Source organism: Flavobacterium sharifuzzamanii, assembly GCF_003254585.1.
GTDB lineage: Bacteria > Bacteroidota > Bacteroidia > Flavobacteriales > Flavobacteriaceae > Flavobacterium > Flavobacterium sharifuzzamanii.
This window is the reverse complement of sequence record NZ_QJGZ01000037.1, coordinates 1-18,145: the sequence shown is the minus strand read 5'-3', so window position 1 is coordinate 18,145 and position 18,145 is coordinate 1. Positions and strand designations below refer to the sequence as shown.

General features: G+C 30.4%; 18 protein-coding genes and 1 tRNA gene. 7 read left to right on the top strand and 12 right to left on the bottom strand.

Features of this window, described 5'->3' with window-relative positions; translation table 11 throughout:
* The first annotated feature begins 31 nt into the window (after positions 1-31).
* A complete protein-coding gene (locus DMA14_RS08630; RefSeq protein ID WP_111424336.1) occupies positions 32-937 on the top strand; it encodes an energy transducer TonB in 906 nt (301 codons plus the stop codon).
* Positions 938-1,253: 316 nt separating this feature from the next.
* Here DMA14_RS08630 and DMA14_RS08625 read toward each other — a convergent pair whose 3' ends face one another.
* Positions 1,254-1,649 (bottom strand): ExbD/TolR family protein, encoded by a 396-nt coding sequence (locus DMA14_RS08625; RefSeq protein WP_008464192.1) that lies wholly within the window; start codon positions 1,647-1,649, stop codon positions 1,254-1,256.
* Between the two features lie 3 nt (positions 1,650-1,652).
* Positions 1,653-2,348, bottom strand: coding sequence for a MotA/TolQ/ExbB proton channel family protein (locus tag DMA14_RS08620; RefSeq protein WP_008464191.1), 696 nt, complete (start codon positions 2,346-2,348; stop codon positions 1,653-1,655).
* Between the two features lie 130 nt (positions 2,349-2,478).
* Here DMA14_RS08620 and DMA14_RS08615 point away from each other — a divergent pair, with 130 nt between their 5' ends.
* The 3 genes from DMA14_RS08615 (at position 2,479) to DMA14_RS08605 (ending at position 4,688) form a co-directional block, all read left to right on the top strand.
* Positions 2,479-3,705 (top strand): bifunctional folylpolyglutamate synthase/dihydrofolate synthase, encoded by a 1,227-nt coding sequence (locus DMA14_RS08615; RefSeq protein WP_111424643.1) that lies wholly within the window; start codon positions 2,479-2,481, stop codon positions 3,703-3,705.
* Between the two features lie 178 nt (positions 3,706-3,883).
* Positions 3,884-3,961, top strand: a tRNA-Val gene (locus tag DMA14_RS08610).
* A gap of 331 nt (positions 3,962-4,292) precedes the next feature.
* A complete protein-coding gene (locus tag DMA14_RS08605) occupies positions 4,293-4,688 on the top strand; it encodes a helix-turn-helix domain-containing protein (RefSeq protein ID WP_111424335.1) in 396 nt (131 codons plus the stop codon).
* A 50-nt stretch (positions 4,689-4,738) separates the two neighbouring features.
* Here the strand turns inward: DMA14_RS08605 and DMA14_RS08600 are convergent, their stop codons facing one another.
* From DMA14_RS08600 to DMA14_RS08590, 3 genes are all read right to left on the bottom strand, one after another.
* Positions 4,739-5,446 carry a DUF6090 family protein gene (locus DMA14_RS08600; protein ID WP_111424334.1) on the bottom strand — a complete coding sequence of 236 codons (708 nt, stop codon included), beginning with the start codon at positions 5,444-5,446 and terminating at the stop codon, positions 4,739-4,741.
* 219 nt (positions 5,447-5,665) lie between these two features.
* On the bottom strand, positions 5,666-6,028 hold the full coding sequence (locus tag DMA14_RS08595) for a MerR family transcriptional regulator (protein ID WP_111424642.1): 363 nt from the start codon (positions 6,026-6,028) through the stop codon (positions 5,666-5,668).
* A 170-nt stretch (positions 6,029-6,198) separates the two neighbouring features.
* Entirely contained in the window at positions 6,199-7,254 is a 1,056-nt protein-coding gene (locus DMA14_RS08590; RefSeq protein ID WP_111424333.1) for a hypothetical protein, read from the bottom strand.
* 315 nt (positions 7,255-7,569) lie between these two features.
* Here DMA14_RS08590 and DMA14_RS08585 point away from each other — a divergent pair, with 315 nt between their 5' ends.
* Entirely contained in the window at positions 7,570-8,697 is a 1,128-nt protein-coding gene (locus DMA14_RS08585) for a DUF4932 domain-containing protein (RefSeq protein ID WP_111424332.1), read from the top strand.
* 166 nt (positions 8,698-8,863) lie between these two features.
* A complete protein-coding gene (locus tag DMA14_RS08580) occupies positions 8,864-9,427 on the top strand; it encodes an adenylate kinase family protein (protein ID WP_111424331.1) in 564 nt (187 codons plus the stop codon).
* 58 nt (positions 9,428-9,485) lie between these two features.
* On the opposite strand, the gene DMA14_RS08575 is transcribed toward DMA14_RS08580, so the two are convergent.
* The 4 genes from DMA14_RS08575 to DMA14_RS08560 form a co-directional block, all read right to left on the bottom strand.
* The gene (locus DMA14_RS08575; protein ID WP_111424330.1) at positions 9,486-10,571 is read right to left on the bottom strand and encodes a serine hydrolase domain-containing protein; all 1,086 of its coding nucleotides are present in this window, start codon (positions 10,569-10,571) and stop codon (positions 9,486-9,488) included.
* A 136-nt stretch (positions 10,572-10,707) separates the two neighbouring features.
* On the bottom strand, positions 10,708-11,847 hold the full coding sequence (locus tag DMA14_RS08570; protein WP_111424329.1) for a helix-turn-helix domain-containing protein: 1,140 nt from the start codon (positions 11,845-11,847) through the stop codon (positions 10,708-10,710).
* Positions 11,848-11,913: 66 nt separating this feature from the next.
* Positions 11,914-13,290 (bottom strand): hypothetical protein, encoded by a 1,377-nt coding sequence (locus DMA14_RS08565; RefSeq protein ID WP_238989934.1) that lies wholly within the window; start codon positions 13,288-13,290, stop codon positions 11,914-11,916.
* A 134-nt stretch (positions 13,291-13,424) separates the two neighbouring features.
* Positions 13,425-14,510, bottom strand: coding sequence for an acyltransferase family protein (locus DMA14_RS08560; protein ID WP_111424328.1), 1,086 nt, complete (start codon positions 14,508-14,510; stop codon positions 13,425-13,427).
* A 344-nt stretch (positions 14,511-14,854) separates the two neighbouring features.
* Between DMA14_RS08560 and DMA14_RS08555 the strand changes: the two genes are divergently transcribed.
* On the top strand, positions 14,855-15,745 hold the full coding sequence (locus DMA14_RS08555) for a DMT family transporter (protein ID WP_111424327.1): 891 nt from the start codon (positions 14,855-14,857) through the stop codon (positions 15,743-15,745).
* A gap of 59 nt (positions 15,746-15,804) precedes the next feature.
* On the opposite strand, the gene DMA14_RS08550 is transcribed toward DMA14_RS08555, so the two are convergent.
* From DMA14_RS08550 to DMA14_RS08540, 3 genes are all read right to left on the bottom strand, one after another.
* Positions 15,805-16,398: a YdeI/OmpD-associated family protein gene (locus DMA14_RS08550; protein WP_111424326.1), complete on the bottom strand. Its 594-nt coding sequence runs from the start codon at positions 16,396-16,398 to the stop codon at positions 15,805-15,807.
* Positions 16,399-16,446: 48 nt separating this feature from the next.
* Positions 16,447-17,220: an acyl-ACP--UDP-N-acetylglucosamine O-acyltransferase gene (gene lpxA / locus DMA14_RS08545; RefSeq protein ID WP_111424325.1), complete on the bottom strand. Its 774-nt coding sequence runs from the start codon at positions 17,218-17,220 to the stop codon at positions 16,447-16,449.
* 65 nt (positions 17,221-17,285) lie between these two features.
* Positions 17,286-17,849 (bottom strand): Crp/Fnr family transcriptional regulator, encoded by a 564-nt coding sequence (locus DMA14_RS08540; protein WP_111424324.1) that lies wholly within the window; start codon positions 17,847-17,849, stop codon positions 17,286-17,288.
* Positions 17,850-18,145: the final 296 nt, after the last annotated feature.

The window sequence follows — 18,145 nt, the reverse complement described above, 5'->3', positions numbered from 1 at the left end:
AAAATAATACATTTCAAAATTCAGAATTTAAATGAGTTCCTCTATTTCTTCAGATCAAAAGAAATCATTGCTATTCACAACAGCTATATATGCAGTAATAATTCTATTGCTGTTCTTTATACGTTTCTGGCCACCATACAATCCAGAAAATAACGTAGCTCTTGCTGATGGCGGAGGTGGCGGTGGAGGCGTGACCATAAATTTTGGAGATAGCGATTTAGGCTCTGGCGCCAATTATAAAAGCGAAGTTCTGGATGTAAAAAACAATGTAAAACAAGCGTCAGCAAAAGCAACTCCAGAAGAAGAAGCCATAATTACACAGGAAAATACAACTGCCGATAATGATGTTGTTATTCCGACCAAAGAGAAACCGAAGAAACCTGTGCCTGTTGAAAAACCTATACAAAAACCTGTACCAGAAAAACCAAAAGTTTCTAACTCAACAAATGATGCATTAGCAAGCATTATGAAAGGTTCGAACAAAGGTGGAGACGGAGACGATAAAGCAGCAGGAAATAAAGGAAAATCTAACGGAAGCTTAAACTCTAACGGTTACTACGGAAGTGGTGGTTCTGGAGGAGGAACTGGAGGCGGTAACGGAACTGGAAATGGCATAGGAACCGGAAGCGGTTACGGAGCAGGAACTGGTGGAGGTTCTGGTGGAGGAACTGGATATTCTCTAGGAAACAGAAAAGCATTATCTAAACCAGCTCCAAAATACACTTGTAATGAAGAAGGTAAAGTTGTGGTTGAAGTTACCGTTGACCAAAACGGAAAAACGATAAGCGCAACAGCTGGAATTAAAGGAACTACCAATACTGCAAAATGTTTGCTAGATCAAGCAAGAATTGCAGCAATGAATACCAAATGGGAATCTGACAGCGATGCTCCTGCAAAACAAGTTGGGAAAATTATTTATAATTTTAGTTTGGATTAAAAACTTAAAACACATAAAAAAAGGCTTTCAGAAATTCTGAAAGCCTTTTTTTATTTCCGTCCAGTTTGTCATTCTGAGGAACGAAGAATCACACAAGTAATTCCGCACACTAAGTCTCCAATCTTTGGCGAGTTTCTAGTGTGATTCTTCGTTCCTCAGAATGACACAATATAACGTTTTTCGCGTGAGGGATAGGAGCTGGCTACCGAAGTAGCGCTCCCGATAGCTATCGGGACGACCGCAATAAAAAAATGGGCAAATCAACGTTATGCTGATTGTCCCATTTTTTTATTGTGGTCACGCCCTAATATAAAATCTACTTCGGACTAGTTGCAATAACAAACTTCAAATTGTTCTTCACTCCTATCTGTAAAACATCTACTAAGTCTTGAACTTGCAGATTAAACGGAATTCGAACTACGACAGTTTGTTCTTTATCTGTTCCTATTTTAGACATTAAACTGGTTTCTAGATTTTCGAAATCTACTTCCTGTTTGTCAATGTAAAACTTTTTATCTTCTGTAACCGATAAACTAATTAGCTGTTTATTGGTTTTTTCATTCGCTTTAGCTTTTGGCAATGTCATCTTAATCACGTTCGGATTTGCCAGTGTTGAGATAATCAAGAAAAACAACAGCAGGAAAAACATGATATCGCTCAAAGATGAAGTCGCAACTTCGGCGTGAAATCTTCTTTTTCTTTTAATAGACATGGCTTATGCTCTTTGAATTATATTGACAAATTCTAAAATCTGCTTCTGAATTTTTAAAGCAAAATTATCAATCTTTCCGTTTAATAAGTGGTACGCGCTATAAGCAATAATACCCACAATTAATCCAGATCCTGAACTGATCATTTTTTCGTATAAACCTCCAGAAATATTTCCGATACTGATGTTTTCAGTAACCGAAATACTGTAGAAAATCTTGATAACTCCAGAAATCGTTCCGATGAAACCTAAAGTTGGCGCGATACCAGCAATAAGTCCAAGGTGACCTAAATGTCTTTCCATTTCACCAATCTCGATATCGGCAGCACGGTCCATGTTGGCTTCAATTTCTGCAATTGGTCTTCCAATTACCAAAACACCTTCTTTTAAAATATTTCCGGCTGCAGTATTGTTTCTTTCTACAATTGTTCTTGCCAATTCGATATTTCCAGAATGTAATTTTTCACCAATATCTTGCATTAATCTGCTGTCAATTTTAGACGCGCGGCTAATGTACATATAACGTTCAAAAATCAGGTAGATAGTATAAAACAACAACAACGCGATTGGAATTAAGAACACTCCCCCTTTCATAATGAAACCAAACATTGAAATTTCATTTTGCGGTGCTGCGATCTTCTCGACCACTACATTTGAAGCATTTGCGATTGTATCTGTTTGTAACTGAATAAAAGTAAACATATATTAATTCTGGTTTTTAATAATTAATTCTAAAAAATATTTGAAATTTGCAATAAAGATAATTTTCGCTGTAATATTAAACTACAAAAATCGAAATTTATTTCAATCAACAACCATTTTATCTAAACAAATGAACTATCAAGAGACTACCAATTGGATGTTTAATCAGCTTCCAATGTACCAATTGCAAGGTGCTTCTGCTTATAAAGAAGATTTAACGAATATCAAATTGTTGGCAGCTCATCTTGATAATCCGCAAGACAGATTACGATGCATTCATGTTGCGGGAACAAACGGAAAAGGTTCTACTTCTCACATGCTTTCTTCTGTTCTTCAAGAAGCGGGTTACAAAGTAGGTTTATATACTTCTCCGCACTTAAAAGATTTTAGAGAAAGAATTAAAATAAATGGAAAAGAAATCTCAGAAGAGTTTGTGATCGAATTCATTGCCAAACATAAATCTTTTTTTGAAGCTAATGATATGAGTTTCTTCGAAATGTCGGTTGGTTTGGCGTTTGATTATTTTGCTGCAGAAAAAGTAGACATTGCCGTTATCGAAGTTGGTTTGGGCGGAAGATTGGACGCTACTAATATTATCACGCCTTTGGTTTCGGTGATTACCAATATTGGTTTAGACCATACTCAATTTTTAGGAAATACTCTAGAAGCAATTGCTAGTGAAAAAGCGGGAATTATAAAACCAAACGTTCCTGTAGTAATTGGCGAATATACCGATGAAACTAAACCTGTATTTTTGGCTAAAGCCGAAGAAAACAACGCGCCTATTTATTTTGCTTCAGATTTAATCGATCAGATTTATTTGTCTGATTTGATTGGAGATTATCAGTTTCACAATAAAAAAACGGTTCAACAAACGATTTCAATTTTGAATAATGAAACCGATTTTAAGATTTCGACTGAACAGTTAAAAGAAGGTTTATTGCATGTTGTAAAAAATACGGGTTTACAAGGCAGATGGCAACAATTGGGAGAAAATCCAAAAATCATTTGCGACACGGCTCACAATAAACATGGATTATCGGTTGTAATGAATCAGCTTAAAAACGAAAAATACGAGAAACTTCATATTGTTTTGGGCGTTGTGAATGATAAAGATCTGGATTCTATCTTGCCACTTTTCCCAAAAGATGCGCAATATTATTTCTGCAATCCAGATTCGTCACGAGCTTTGCCTACTGAAACTTTAAAAAATGCGGCTGAAAAATTCAGTTTAATAGGAGAAAAATACGATTCTGTTGTTATCGCTTTCGCGGAAGCGAAGAAAAATGCGTTGGAAAATGATTTTATTTACGTTGGCGGAAGCACTTTTGTTGTTGCCGAATTGCCTTTGAACTAAAATATACTTTTGATGTAGAAAAAACTTCAAAAAAATCATTTTAATAACAAATTCATAAACAAGGAGATATAAACTATTTTTAAAAAAGTTTTATTTTTTATTCGAATTTCTTTGCAGAACTCAAAAACTAGCGTATATTTGCACTCGCAATCACAAACGATAGCAACGTAGTAAAATAGGGCGATTAGCTCAGCTGGTTCAGAGCACCTCGTTTACACCGAGGGGGTCGGGGGTTCGAACCCCTCATCGCCCACCAAGAAACTCCTTAAGAAATTAAGGAGTTTTTTTTATGTCTATTTTTATCATCATAACTTTTTATAAACGTAAAGTATTGTCATCCTGAGGAACGAAGGATCACATTCGGTAATCGACAAAGATTGGCGATATACTTTACGGAATTTCTAGTGTGATCCTTCGTTCCTCAGGATGACAAATCTTCGCCTAAAATTAAGCCTGAGAACAGAATTCAAAATTCTTTCCATAAAAATTGTATTTTTGTTTACCGCTCCCCAAGAAAATCTGTAACATACATTTAAAATCTGTTTTTTACAGTTCTGGTTTATTCACTTAATTATTATCTTTGAATTATGAGCACACTATCAAGACCAAAACATATCGGAAGAAATATTAGCCGTATTCGTGAACTTCGTGACATGAAACAAGAAGCTTTGGCACAAGCTTTAGGAACAAATCAACAAGCTATTTCCGTGATGGAAAATAGTGAAACTATTGATGAAGAAAAACTTATAGCAGTTGCAAAAGCACTTGGGGTTACAGCCGAAGGTATTAAAAATTATAGCGACGAAAACATACTAAGCATCATTAACAATACATTCAATAGTCACGACAGTTCAACATTAAATGCCGTCAATTTTCAACCTACTTTTAATCCACTTGATAAAATTGTAGAACTTTATGAGCGTTTGGTTCAAGCCGAAAAAGACAAAGTTGAATATCTCGAAAAAATAGCAAAAGGTAAATAACCTTTTAAAGCATAAAAAAAACTCCATTATTTCTAATGGAGTTTTTCTTTTTATTTGCCTAACTCTTTTTCAATTTCTTTAATAAGTTCAACTGCAAGTGGTTTTGTGTTTTCTTTATAAACCCTTATGTTATTTTTACCTAGTTTAACAAGATATGAAAGTGTCTTTTTATATTTTGGATCAGAATATAATTCTTTCTCTGGCTTATCTGCATTTTCTATTTCTTTATCAAAACACTTAAACAAAAATTCAGTGTACATTTTATCAACTTCGTTAGCTGCCGGAACAAATATTTGATAATAGTTTAAGATTTTCTGTTTTAATTTTTCGTCTTCAATGTAGCCAAGTTTACCGCTTGATTTAAAACTTTCATAGTTACCTATAGTCAATGTTTGTCCGTGCGAATGAATTGGAAAGTTTACTTTGCCTTTAGATTTATAAATACTATCTAGTTGAGAAGGCGTTAATGCCAAAATTTTTTCGTAATCTGCGTTTGTCTTTTGGTATGCGTGTATTTCTCTGTCGATACTTTCTATATCATTCTTTAAATCATTCTTCATATTAGCAAGAAAAACAGATACTTCTTCTTGTTGGTGTCTATGCTCACTCCATCCGTGTAGCCATATTGAAAGCGTCACTGCAAAAACGATTATGAATATTTCTATTATGATTTCTTTTACTTTCTCTCCTAATGTATGTTCTGAATTTTTCACAGTTTTATAAATTTTGTTTGAATGCTTGGTTATTTCTTCTTGCATAATTTAATTTTGAAATTTTAATTCTGGTTGTTATTTGTAGTTTCTTTTATTGCGGTATTTAATTCTATAAGTTCAAAAGCGAATATAAGACTATTTGTAAAATCTCTTGTTAATTTCTTAAATTCCACATAAAACTTTTCTTAAATAGTTAAAATAAGAATCATAAAAAAACTCCTTAATTTCTTAAGGAGTCCTCTACACGCTTTTAAGCTTTAATAATCAATCATTATTACTTTGTATTTTCTCGCATACTTTTTCAAGAAGACTTTTGGTTTGTTTAAAATATTTCATTTTATCATCGATCTCTTTTATTTTCGCTTGAAAAAGTTCTAGTGTTTCTGGTTTAGAGTCAGTTGTCTCGAACCAGCTTATCAATATTTTTTTTATTTCTGCTAAAGTAAATCCAACTTCTCTTGCTTCTATAATAATTTCTAAACGCTCAATAGTATTAGCATCGTAATGCTTATAATTATTAGAAGTCACATTTTCATCAGTCTCCCCCTTGATCATTCCTAAATTCTCATAATATCTAATAGTGTGGATTGACAATCCGGTTTTTTTTGACAATTCGTTTACAAGCATAATTTTATTTTTTTGATGAAAAAACAATAAAGCGTAGAGTATAGTCTATACTTTTTAGTTGCAAATATACTAATTGTTTTTACTTTTAAAGTTTTAAAAGACGAGAAATGAGATTTTAAATAAAAAAAGCTCCATTAGAAATAATGGAGCTTTTTTTATTGAGAGGTTTTTTATTTCAATTTCGTCAACGCTTTAGAATTTCTCAGTAAAAACACATATTGAAAATAATCCGTTGCAGAAGCATCTTTTAGAGGCACAATATTCTCTCCAAAAGCTCTAGATTTTACTGTTATCAAATTTTGCGATTTCAAGTAAGGCGAATTTTTTGAGTTAAGTTTAAAAAGTGTGATTGATTCTGGTTTGCTCAATTCTTTTATATCATTAATACCTTTTACAAGCATTAATGGTCCGTCGGCATTTATCCAATTTACTTTTTCATCTTTAGGAGTTGGAAATTGAGGATTTTTTGGAAGATACATTTCGCTGTCAATTGTATAACTTACAAAACTTGTCACTTTTACTCCCGAGTCTTTTAATCCTGCAGCAAAAGTTGCTCTGCCCGATTCTGTTTTCTTTTGCAACGTATGAAAATATCCGAAAAGTCCATAGAATTTTTCATTTTCAAGATGCTTCTTCTGAATTGCATTTTTAAAATTACTCACCATTGCTTCATCTCTAGAACCTTTAGATTCATCATCAAAATTTTTATCAACTCCGATTACCGTAATTTTAAGAGAATCAGCCAAATTTCGATTGTAATCATGCACCGCGCTCCATTTATCAAATAATTCCTGGCTGGCTTGCTGCGGAATTCTTCTCTTAATAGACTCAACAACTTCTTTCAAAATTGCTTTATTCTTTTGCTTCTCAGACAAAAAAACATTCAACTTTTTAGCTGTCAAACTATCCATTTCGGCAATATAATATTTGATTCCCACTTTCTTATTCAAGAAAAAAAGCATTTCCTGATCTATTTTCTGATTATCTGCATAACCATGAATTTCTCCTAGTAAAAAAACTTGTGACTTATAAAAATCTGAATCAAACAACTTTTCGTTGATAGAAGCTCCAATCTGAACATTATTTTCTGCCAAATACTTTACATTATTATCATCTTTAGATTCTAAAAATAATTTGTTGCTGATAAATAAATAGGCCATAAAAAGTAAAATAATACTCAAAAGGCTTACAAATGTGATTTTGATAAATTTTAAAATTTTCTTCATGGTTTTGAATTATGGTTGTTTTGATTTTGATGTAAAAGTATTTTTATTCAATACAACATTCAATTTTTATTGACCGAATTGTTGTTTCTAATAGATGAATTGTTTTAGGTTTTAAAAAATAATGGAATTCATTTTTCGAAGAAACAAACAAAACCACTTAAAATCAAAAACTTACAAATCTCACATCAAAAACACAAAAAATATATTGAATAACACCAGTTTTTATAAGACATTTACAGCACTATTTTTTTATCCTTTTGATTAACATCATTAAAAATGTAAATTAATTGAATCCAAAAAACAAAATACCATTTTATGAAAACAAAAATTTTATCTGCCTTCTTTTTAATTTTATCAATTACCGCATTCGCTCAAGAAAAAGTAAATTTCACAGAAGAATTCAAGAAAGAAAACCAAGGAAAGTCTACTGTTGAAATCAACGAAGTAAAAGAGCTTCTAACAATCATGTTGGCTATTACTGATTTTGGTTTGGAAAACGACGATATGTTTGAACAAAAAGGTGATTATTACCAACGAGTTCTAAAACATTTCAAACCTTATAAAGAGGAAGAAATTATCAAAACGATGAATTCTCTTTTAATGAAAAATCCGCTTGAGTATATTTTCTTTACTGGAAATGCTCAAACCTATTTTTTAAAAAATGATGTTCTTGTTCCAAACAATGCTTACATTTTACCCGCTAATAAAGTAGCCAATGTTAAGATTGAAGTAAATCCGATTACGACTTATAAAAAAGAGATTGAAGATTTTGCTAAAAAATCTCATTTTATTGAATTCTATAAATCTGAAAAACCTTTTTATGACAAGATAATTTCTGATTATGAAAAATATTCAAATCTTCGCAAACAATGGAATTGGCTAGAAAAGAATTTCGACACAAAAATCAATAGTTATATTGTCTATACTTCTGCATTAATAAATGGCCTTAATTATACTGGAGGCTATGAAAACAACAATTTTCATCTTATAGAAATGGTTTTACCAACTATACAAAAAGTAGAAGGCCGATCAGAAAAAAATAGCGAAGCTTTTAATACACGAAGTATGTTTACCGAAATTGATCATAATTATGTCGAAAAACCAAGTGTAAAGTATAAGGAAGAATTAAATATAGCGCTAAGAGAAAGAGAAAAATGGGTGAATACAAAAACATATGGAACTGAATATTATCCTGATGGTTTTAAAGTTTTTAATGAATATATGACTTATGGTGTCTTTATATTATATGCTGAAGAAATTTACAAAAGCGACACAAAACTCCTTCAAGAAATCAACAATGAGGTAAATTCTGTAATGATTGAAAGAGGGTTTATAAAAATGAAAGAATTCAATGAAGAATTGAAAAGTCTTAGAAACAAAAACAAGAAAAAGAAAATAGATCAGTTGTATCCTGAATTAATCAAATGGTGCAGTTTACAGTAATTGCAAATATTTGAATAAAAAACTCCATTTTGTTAAATGGAGTTTTTTATTTTTTAGACTTTGAAAGAAGCTATAGTTTTTCTTGTAAATTAGTTACTTCTATGAGAAAGAAAAAAAACATTCATAATCTTGATGAACGTTATAGAATTATAAACATCACAAATAAATGGAAATATTAATAATTACAGGACCTCCATACTCAGGAAAAGGCACACAGTGCGAGATTTTAAAAGACGAACTTAAATTTGAGCATATTTCAACTGGAGACAGATGCCGTTTGGAAAAACAAAATGAAACCGAGATTGGAAAAATCATGTCTCAATATGAAGAAAAAGGAGATTTGGTTCCTGATTCTATAATGAAAGATCTTTTCAGTAAAATATTGGATGAAAACAGAAATGCTAAAGGAATTATTCTTGATGGTTACCCAAGAACTAAACCGCAAGTAAATGATTTATTGGAACTCGTAAAATCTAAAAATCTAGAAATTGGAAAAGTAATCAATATTGATGTTCCCAAAGAAGAACTTTTAAAAAGAGCACAAAAAAGAGCTGAAACTTCTAACAGAAAAGATGATAAAGATGTTAATATTCATCTTAAAAGAATTGATGTTTTTGAAAGTTCTACCAGACCAGCAATCGAATACATGAAGTCAAAAATTAAAGTTTTGACTTTTGACGGAATGGGGACAATTGAAGAAATAACAAAACGTATTAAGGATAATTTGTAAAAGAGGTTAAATTTAAAAAAGCTCCAAAGTCATTTGATTTTGGAGCTTCTTGCAAATATTATAAATCTGCCTTATCTAATTCTGAATTTTTCAAAACTGTTTCATAAATTTCATTCAACATGTTTTGTCTCATTTTTGAATTTCTATAATTTAACAATATTATAATTCCCCAATTTTTAGTTCTGTCATAACATATTATTGAAGACTGCCCCATTGAATCGCCAGATTTCATATAAATTGTATTTTTATCATCTGTCACAATATTGATTCCTAGCCCCAATTCTCTCTTTTCATCTTTATAGAATATTTTCTCTGTAATTGTAGCAGCTTTGCCGACTTTGGTTTCTTTGTTTAAAACCGCTCTTAAAAATGCGATCATATCAGAGGCATCAGATTTTACTAATCCTGCAGCTGCCGTAACATTCCAATTAAAAAACTCTTGAATGCCTCCTTCAGGATTATGGCCAACTGTACAGTTTTTCACATTAAAATCCTTAGTTAAAGTATTGGTCAGTTTTAACGGTTTAATGATTTTGCTTGTTATAATTTCATCATAACTCTTATTATACACTTTCTCCAGTATTTGTCCAAGCAAAGTATATCCGATTGTAGAATAACGGTATTTTCCATAATCTTTTAATTCTGTGCAGTTATTTACAATTGCAGCCAATGATTCTTTAGTTACACTACTTACGGGCTGTTGTGGATTTAGTTCTATTAATTTCCCAAAGTCTATATCTGGCAGACCTGATTGATGAGATGCTAAGTCTGAAATTTTAATTTTGTTTTTAAGATTGTTTTGCAGCACATATTCTTTTGGCAGATAGCTGTCTATATAATCTTCTAGTTTTAATTTTTTCTCAATAACAGCTTGTGCAATTAAGTTCGAGGTTAAAATTTTAGTAATAGATGCAATTTCAAATATTGAATTTTTGTCAATTTTAATTTGACTCTCAGCATTCAAATTTCCGTATGCTGTATAATATTCTTCATTGTTTAAAACAAAGCCTACACTAATGCCTACATTGGGATTTTTTTGGTGATTATCTTTTATTATCGAATCAATCTTTTGAGAAATTCCTTGTCCAAAAGAAAAATTAGTTACTAATAAAAGTGCTGCTAAAAGTTTTACTGAAGTTTTCATCGTATCGTTTTTTTATGGTTATAAATTTATTTCGATACAAACTTGCGAAAGAAACTTATGGTACGCGACCGAATAAAACTACTCGTACGCATTTCTTAAAAAAAAAAACAAGTACGAATAATTACAAAACCATAATCTACAATGATTTACGAAAATCAGTAGGGGTAAAACCAGTATGCTTTTTAAAAGCAGTATTGAAAGAAGATTTCGAATTAAAGCCTACTTCGTACAAAATTTCTAAAATAGTTACTTTACTTTTTGTAATATCTTTTAAAATATTCTTTGCATCTTCTATGCGATAGGCATTAATAAAATCATAAAAGTGCTGCTCTAGTTTATGATTGATCAAAAGAGATAAATCTCGAACAGGAATTTGAATTTCATTTGAGACATCTTGAATTGTTAGAGAAGGATTAAGAAATGGCTTTTTTTCATTCATATAACGCTGCAGTTTCAATAGCTCCTCATTGTACTCTTTTTCGCCTACTACTGTAGGTGTATTAGTTTTTTCTTCAGAAACGATATCTTTTACCAGTTTAAGTTTTGAATCGATATTCCTGAATAGATCAGGATTATTTAAAGCTTTAAATAAATACCAGCAAATTATAAAGAGCTGTAATACCATAATTCCAACTTTTATCCATTCTGAGATATATGGATATTCTGAAAATTTGAAAATATTTTTTACAATGACAATCAAATACAGAATCGCGAGAACGGTTGTAAACTGAAATAACCAATTATAGGAATTAATATTAGTACCAGCATTATTCTCGAGATACAGCTTTTTCGCTTTTTTTAGTAGCATAAAAATGGCTGTAAAATAAACAATGATCTGAATATGTATTAAAATATGAGTAAACTGCAGTTCGATCATATTTCTGCGATTTATAATAAAATCCATTTTTGCTGCGGCGTCTACGGCATAAAAGCGTGGCACTAAAACAGCATTTACTATTAAAAAAGGAATTGCATGTATGAAATATTTCGGCTTAAATTTAAAGTCAGAATAAGAAACCGATAATACATAAAGGTAAAATACTGGAATCTGAAAAAAAGCAATTGTAGTTTTGAACATTCCCAGATTTGAAGGCCCATCAAACATTAATCCCAAGAGAGGATCTGTTAAATCTATTGCATTTATAAAAAGAAAAACAGCAAAAAGAATATTACTTGTTTTGTCTTTTGTTTTAACAGTAAGCAGAAAAAATATTAGCAATAATGAAATGAACAAAGTAATTACGGTTGCAATAATTAATACATTAATCTTATCCATTCACTATTTTATTTTTTGGTTTTATTTTTTTTAATCAGACGAATATAAGAAATATTATCGCCGTGCTTATTTTATAGAATTAATTAATACTTGTAAATCAGATTTTTTCTGATTCACGATTATCAACTGACTTTTATCAGCCAAAAAAATCTTGTCTGCAAATTCTTTATCAGGATTTGCTTTCCAATTTTTCAATTCATTAAACTTATTCTTTAGCATTTTAATTTTTTCCTTGCTGTCTTTTGAAATAATTACCATTTTAGTTAATGGTGTCTGCTTCATTTTTTCGATACTATTTTCCGTAATTTGATCTTCGTATTCTGTCCTAGAACGATAGCGGAACATCTTGTTTATAGTACTAAAATCTTTTTCATTTTCTGTAATCACATAACGATACGTCATGATATTACTTAATTCACTTATCCAATCTGGAAAATTGGTTTCATAAAGCTGAATGTACTGATCTATGAAATTTTTATCAATTGGCTTCTTTTGTTCAATATATTCTTTGGTTAATGGATAAATTTGTTTTGCCATCAAATTGATATAATTATTATTGTACCATTCTCCAGCATCTACTTTTCCATCCAATTTTTCATAAACATATCCGTTTCCCAATACGGTCGCCAAAACTTCATTCAATAATTGATAAGCATAATTGCTGCATTTTGATTTGTTTTCCTTGAAATAAGTATCAATTTCTCTTTTAACTTCGAGTGATTCTTCGTCATAAACAATATGATAAGTTTCATGCATCATTACACTAAACAAATCTTTATGCGATTTTAAATCCGTTTGAATAGCACTCACGAAATTATTACAAAACGCAGAAGCCGTAAATCCTTTTGAATTGGGCAACGGATAAAAAGCAGCCTCAAACGGAATTGAATTATCCCAACTGGAATTATAAAATACTAATCCTGTTTTAAAATAATTTTCTATCTGATGTTCTTCAGAATATTTTTTAATTTCATCCAGCTGCTTTTCGAACTTTTCTCTATTCGGATTATAGATCAATTCATTGTAAATCGGGGTAAATTCTGAAATACATTCTCCTAAATCGCTCAAAGTTTTATTAGGAATCATTCCCATAGAACGAACTTTGAAATCATTTAAATTGTCAGTTTCAATCAAATTCTTTTTCAAAATATCCTGCGTCTGCATTGTTTTCTTCGATCCGTACGGAAAATCTTCAAATCGAAAACTATAAGAAATAGACAATTGATCAAATTTTGAGATTATATTTTTATACTTCTCAATATTGTATTTTGAGTTTTGAAATTCTGTTTTAAAAGTATTGTCTGGATAATAATCAGATAAATTTTCTAAAAAAACGAAAACAGCCAGCTGTTCTGAATATTTAATTTTAAAAGTGGCATTTTGCCCAAACGCCTGTACTGCTAAAAGAAGAAACAAATACTTTGTTACAATATTAATTTTCAAGCTGACTTATTTTTAAGTTGTTAAACCATTTGTAAGATTATAAAGCTAATATACTATGTTTATTAATTCTGATATCGTAATTAACAGAAATAACAAGAAGCTTATATTGAACATTTATATTTAAGAATTTACTGTTACCTTTTCTTTCTTTTATCGTTCAAATAATTTCGTAAAGGAATATCATATATAACCATTACTAAATATGCAAATCCAACCAGCAAAATCACAGAAGTTACTACAATTAAAGTCAATTGTGTTGTATCTGGTTTATATTTGGTATAATAATTTCCAAACATCCATAAGACTGCATAATGCGTCATATACAATGGATAAGATATTTTTCCAGAAAAAACACAGGCTTTTTTTAATCCAGGTCTTAAGACAGCTCCAGCTCCCAAAGAAATTAACAATGGGAAATAAATCAATACAACTAATGGTTCCGAAATCCAATTCCATTCTGAAAATGGCATAATAAAAACTAAAAGCAATAAAAAGGTTAACCCGCCAAAACCGAGCTTATTTTTAATAATCCAATTGGATCTGTAAATAAGTAATCCTGCTAAAAAAGAATATGAGATTCTAGCACATCCATCCCAAAAAGTTGGTCCGCTCCAACCTCCTAATAAATTTCCCGAATTATATCCAACATAACAAATTGCAATTGCAGATAATATAGTTAACATTAACAGAAAGCTTTTTCTAATTCTATAAAGGACAAATGCATAAACGATATTGGCAATATATTCCCAAAACAATGACCAAGCAGGTGCATTAAAACTAAATAAATTAAATCCGCGATCAGCAATAACAGGAAAGGGAATAAGAAAAAGAGAACAAATAAATGTCAAAATAATTTTTCCAGTACTATACAATTCCAAATGTCCCCCAAACGGATCAAACAAAAAAGCCAGTAATCCTAATATTGATCCTGCTATGACTAAAGGATGTAATCTGATAATTCTCGATATAAAGAAATTGCGAAGTCCCATTTTTGCAATACGATCATCGTACGCATATCCTATAACAAATCCCGAAAGGCAAAAGAAAAAATCTACAGCCAAAAATCCGTGTCCAATAAAATTCTTACTTGGATCAGTAAAAATCCATTCCATAAAATGAAAAACAACAACAGCAAAAGCTGCGATACCTCTTAATCCGTCTAAAATTTCAAAATGCTGTTTTGTTTCAAGAACTGCTGTAGTTGACTGGCTTGTACTCATTAGATTGCAATAAACTTATAAATTAGGTAATTTGGTATCGTTGCAAGTTCTACAAATTAATACTGAAATCAAAATTAGATTTATTCAATTCAACTGTTAAAATGTTTGAAGTTTCACATTTAAATAACTTTTTACATTTTTTCTAAGAATGCTTTTTTTTTAATTTTGTTGAAAATCAAATTTTATTATGACTTTTAAAGGTTGTCTTCCTCCTCCATAATATTAATACACTTCTTTAGTATTGGCACTTGACTGAATCTTCAGTCTGATGCTTTGTGTCTTTACCTCAATCACATTATTAATATTCAAAAATATATCCTCCAAAAAAGGATAGACAACTTCTTATGAAAAAATCTTATTTGATACTGCATACTGCAGTTTTATTGGCTGGTTTTACTGGCGTTTTCGGAAAACTTATTTCTCTTAACGAAATTACTTTAGTTTGGTATAGAGTATTATTTGCTTCTCTTATTCTATTTTTTATTCTAAAAATATATAAGCTCGAAACGCTGAAATCTTTTTCTGAAGCAGTAAAAATTTCTAAAGCTGGAGTATTGATAACCATTCACTGGATTTTCTTCTATGCCAGCATTAAATATTCTAACATATCAATTGGTGTGGTCTGTTATTGTCTAACTAGTTTTTTTACAGCTTTTTTTGAACCTATACTCAATAAAAAAAGATTCAATCTTGTTCAGGTTTTATTAAGTATGCTAACTCTATTAGGGATAAGTTTAATTTTCCATTTTGATTCTTCTTATCAGCTCGGAATTTTACTTGGAGTAATTTCTTCAGCATTTGCTGCTTTGTATACCATTTACAATGAAAGACTTGTACAATCTTATGACAGTAAACTCATTAATTTTTATCAGATGCTCGGCGGAACTTTATTGTTAGGACTAATTCTACCATTTTATTTTTATAATTTTCCAGACCAAACTTTCATTCCAAGCTTAACAGATACTTTTTATTTATTAATCTTAGCGTCATGTTGTACCGTTGCGCTTTATGTTATGTTTGCAGAATCACTTAAAAAAATTCCGGCTTTCACCATAAATCTAACTTTTAACCTAGAGCCAATTTATTCAATAATATTAGCTTTTTTATTTTTTAATGAAGGCCAATCAGTCAATTTCTCATTTTACATTGGAATAAGTTTGGTTATGATTTCCGTTCTACTGCAATCTATAATTTCTATCCGAAAGAAAAGCACGGTAGAACAACCAATCTATTAGTAGTATAAAACAAAAAAACTCCTTTGTACAAAAGGAGTTTTTCTATTTATTGATATTTTTTAATCATTCAATCCCTTTCCATCTAAAATTCGCGGAATATTTTTTTCCACTCTCGCTTCTCTTGTTTTAGATTGTTTAGGCTGAGAAAAATGAAGTAAATATGCTCGTTGTCTTCCAGGAGTTAAAGCATAAAAAGCCGTTTTAAAATCAGCATCAGAATCAAATTTATATTTAAGCTCTTCTGCAATTTCAAACTCAGAAACTTTTTTCAACTCTACCTTCCTTCCTGATTTTTCAATTTCAGCCGCTTCAAAAATATACTTTTTCAAAATTTCTTTCTTAGCCAAAATATCTTGAACATTCGTAAATCGAACTTGACGCGCTGCCTGAACATTATCTGATTGTTGAATCAGAATATTATCTGGATCTTTCATTAAAGCGCCTTTAAAAAACAAAAAAGCGCAATATTCTTTAAAATAATGGATCAATACAATATTTGCTTTTTCAAAAGTATAACAAGGAGATCCCCATTTCAATTCTTCAGATAAATGACAGTCTAAAACAATTTCTCTCATTTGTTCTATTTCTGCTTTCCATTTTTCTGCTTTTTCAAAATAAAAATCAACTTTAGAGTTTGTACTATATTTTGTCATATACAATTTCATTAAAAAATAGTTTACTAAAGATAATAAATCATTTAATTAAAATTCAACCCCTTTAAGAATTCCTCTTTTTGAGTTATGAATAAAATTTATGATTTTATCTCTTTCCAAAGTCTGCTTAAATTCTCTTTTCACTAATTCTAACGCAAATTTTGTATTTCTTTTTTCTTGAAATATAATTTTATAAATGGCTTTTAGCTCATCAATTTTACAAGAGTCAAATTCACGTCTTTTTAATCCTACTGTATTTAACCCAGCAAAACGTAAAGGTTCGTGCGCAACCATAATATAAGGAGGAATATCTTTTACAACCCGACTTAAACCACTAATCATAGTATTTTCACCAATCGATGAAAACTGATGAATAGCTGTTAATCCGCTAATATTAGACCAATCTTCGACAGTTACTTCACCTGCCATTCCAACGCTAAAGCCAATTATACAATTACTGCCAATAACGCAATCATGACCAATATGGGCATTGGACATAATCAAATTAGAATTTCCGATACTAGTTGTGCCTTTGGAAATGGTTCCCTTGTTTATCGTAACAAATTCTCTGATTATATTGTTATGACCTATTTCTAAAAAGGTATATTCTCCCTTGTATTTAAGATCTTGCGGAATTCCACCTAAAACGGCATTAGAATGTATCTGGCAATTTTGTCCGATTCTTGTTCCTCTTAAAATTGAAACGTTATTTCCAATTTGACAGTTTTTACCAATTATTACGTCGTCTTCTATAGTAACGCAGTTTCCAATATTGACATTAACCCCAATTACAGCTTGTTTATGAATGAAAGTATTTTTCAATTTTTAGTATTTTAAAGTAAAACACAAAAGTTGAAAAAATTTAAATCATTTTTTTTGATGCAATATCAAATAATTGATGCCCGAATCCTGCTCAATGTTTCTTGGCTTACGCCGATTAATGATGCAACGTGTTTCAATTTGGCTTTTTTAATAATTTGAGGAAATGATTCTAACAGAAATAAATATTTTTTCTCAGCAGTCATTAAACGAAATAAATGATTGAATTCGTTTATTTTGGAAAGATAATGTCGAAGCTGTTTAATATGAAACTTCACAAATAAAGGATATTCTAGCAAAGCCTGTTCATCCAAATAAGATAACGAATAAACAACTGTTTCTTCACAAGTTTGAAAATTCTCAAAAGATGGTTTTTGTTCAAAAAAACTACTCATCGAAGTTATAAACTGATTATCGGTATAAATCCACTTCGTAACTTCTATATCATCTTCAATGCAAAATCGTCTTACTGCACCAGATTTTATAAAATAAATCTTATCACAGATTTTTCCACCTTTAATAATAAAATCATTCTTTTTAAAACTTTCTTCTACAAAATACTTTTTCAGCGCAAGTTCTGTCTCCGAATCCAATTCCTGAAAACTATTAATGACTTGAATTAGCTCTACCATATATTTTGTATATTATATTTTCAAATTTAAAGTTTTAATTTGAAAATTATAAAGCAATATAACCCGTAAATAAAAATATCTGTTCAAAGCCTCTTTTTCTGCTTTTTGAAGCTAAATTATTAAAATTACGACGTCTCGATCACAAAATAAAATATCGCTATAAAAAGACATTATTTTTAAGAGGTTTTCCCAAAGAGAATCTTTTAAGTATCTTAAAATTAATTTCAATCCAGCATTCAAAATTCTACAAAACAGAAAAACCCTATCCGAATTGGATAGGGTTTTTCAAAAGAAAG

What these genes read in the sequence shown, in the direction of transcription:
- DMA14_RS08630 (WP_111424336.1), top strand. Translation starts at nt 32, where the DNA reads ATGAGTTCCTCTATTTCTTCAGATCAAAAGAAATCATTGCTATTCACA.
- DMA14_RS08625 (WP_008464192.1), bottom strand. Translation starts at nt 1,649, where the DNA reads ATGTCTATTAAAAGAAAAAGAAGATTTCACGCCGAAGTTGCGACTTCA.
- DMA14_RS08620 (WP_008464191.1), bottom strand. Translation starts at nt 2,348, where the DNA reads ATGTTTACTTTTATTCAGTTACAAACAGATACAATCGCAAATGCTTCA.
- DMA14_RS08615 (WP_111424643.1), top strand. Translation starts at nt 2,479, where the DNA reads ATGAACTATCAAGAGACTACCAATTGGATGTTTAATCAGCTTCCAATG.
- DMA14_RS08605 (WP_111424335.1), top strand. Translation starts at nt 4,293, where the DNA reads ATGAGCACACTATCAAGACCAAAACATATCGGAAGAAATATTAGCCGT.
- DMA14_RS08600 (WP_111424334.1), bottom strand. Translation starts at nt 5,446, where the DNA reads ATGCAAGAAGAAATAACCAAGCATTCAAACAAAATTTATAAAACTGTG.
- DMA14_RS08595 (WP_111424642.1), bottom strand. Translation starts at nt 6,028, where the DNA reads ATGCTTGTAAACGAATTGTCAAAAAAAACCGGATTGTCAATCCACACT.
- DMA14_RS08590 (WP_111424333.1), bottom strand. Translation starts at nt 7,254, where the DNA reads ATGAAGAAAATTTTAAAATTTATCAAAATCACATTTGTAAGCCTTTTG.
- DMA14_RS08585 (WP_111424332.1), top strand. Translation starts at nt 7,570, where the DNA reads ATGAAAACAAAAATTTTATCTGCCTTCTTTTTAATTTTATCAATTACC.
- DMA14_RS08580 (WP_111424331.1), top strand. Translation starts at nt 8,864, where the DNA reads ATGGAAATATTAATAATTACAGGACCTCCATACTCAGGAAAAGGCACA.
- DMA14_RS08575 (WP_111424330.1), bottom strand. Translation starts at nt 10,571, where the DNA reads ATGAAAACTTCAGTAAAACTTTTAGCAGCACTTTTATTAGTAACTAAT.
- DMA14_RS08570 (WP_111424329.1), bottom strand. Translation starts at nt 11,847, where the DNA reads ATGGATAAGATTAATGTATTAATTATTGCAACCGTAATTACTTTGTTC.
- DMA14_RS08560 (WP_111424328.1), bottom strand. Translation starts at nt 14,510, where the DNA reads ATGAGTACAAGCCAGTCAACTACAGCAGTTCTTGAAACAAAACAGCAT.
- DMA14_RS08555 (WP_111424327.1), top strand. Translation starts at nt 14,855, where the DNA reads ATGAAAAAATCTTATTTGATACTGCATACTGCAGTTTTATTGGCTGGT.
- DMA14_RS08550 (WP_111424326.1), bottom strand. Translation starts at nt 16,398, where the DNA reads ATGACAAAATATAGTACAAACTCTAAAGTTGATTTTTATTTTGAAAAA.
- DMA14_RS08540 (WP_111424324.1), bottom strand. Translation starts at nt 17,849, where the DNA reads ATGGTAGAGCTAATTCAAGTCATTAATAGTTTTCAGGAATTGGATTCG.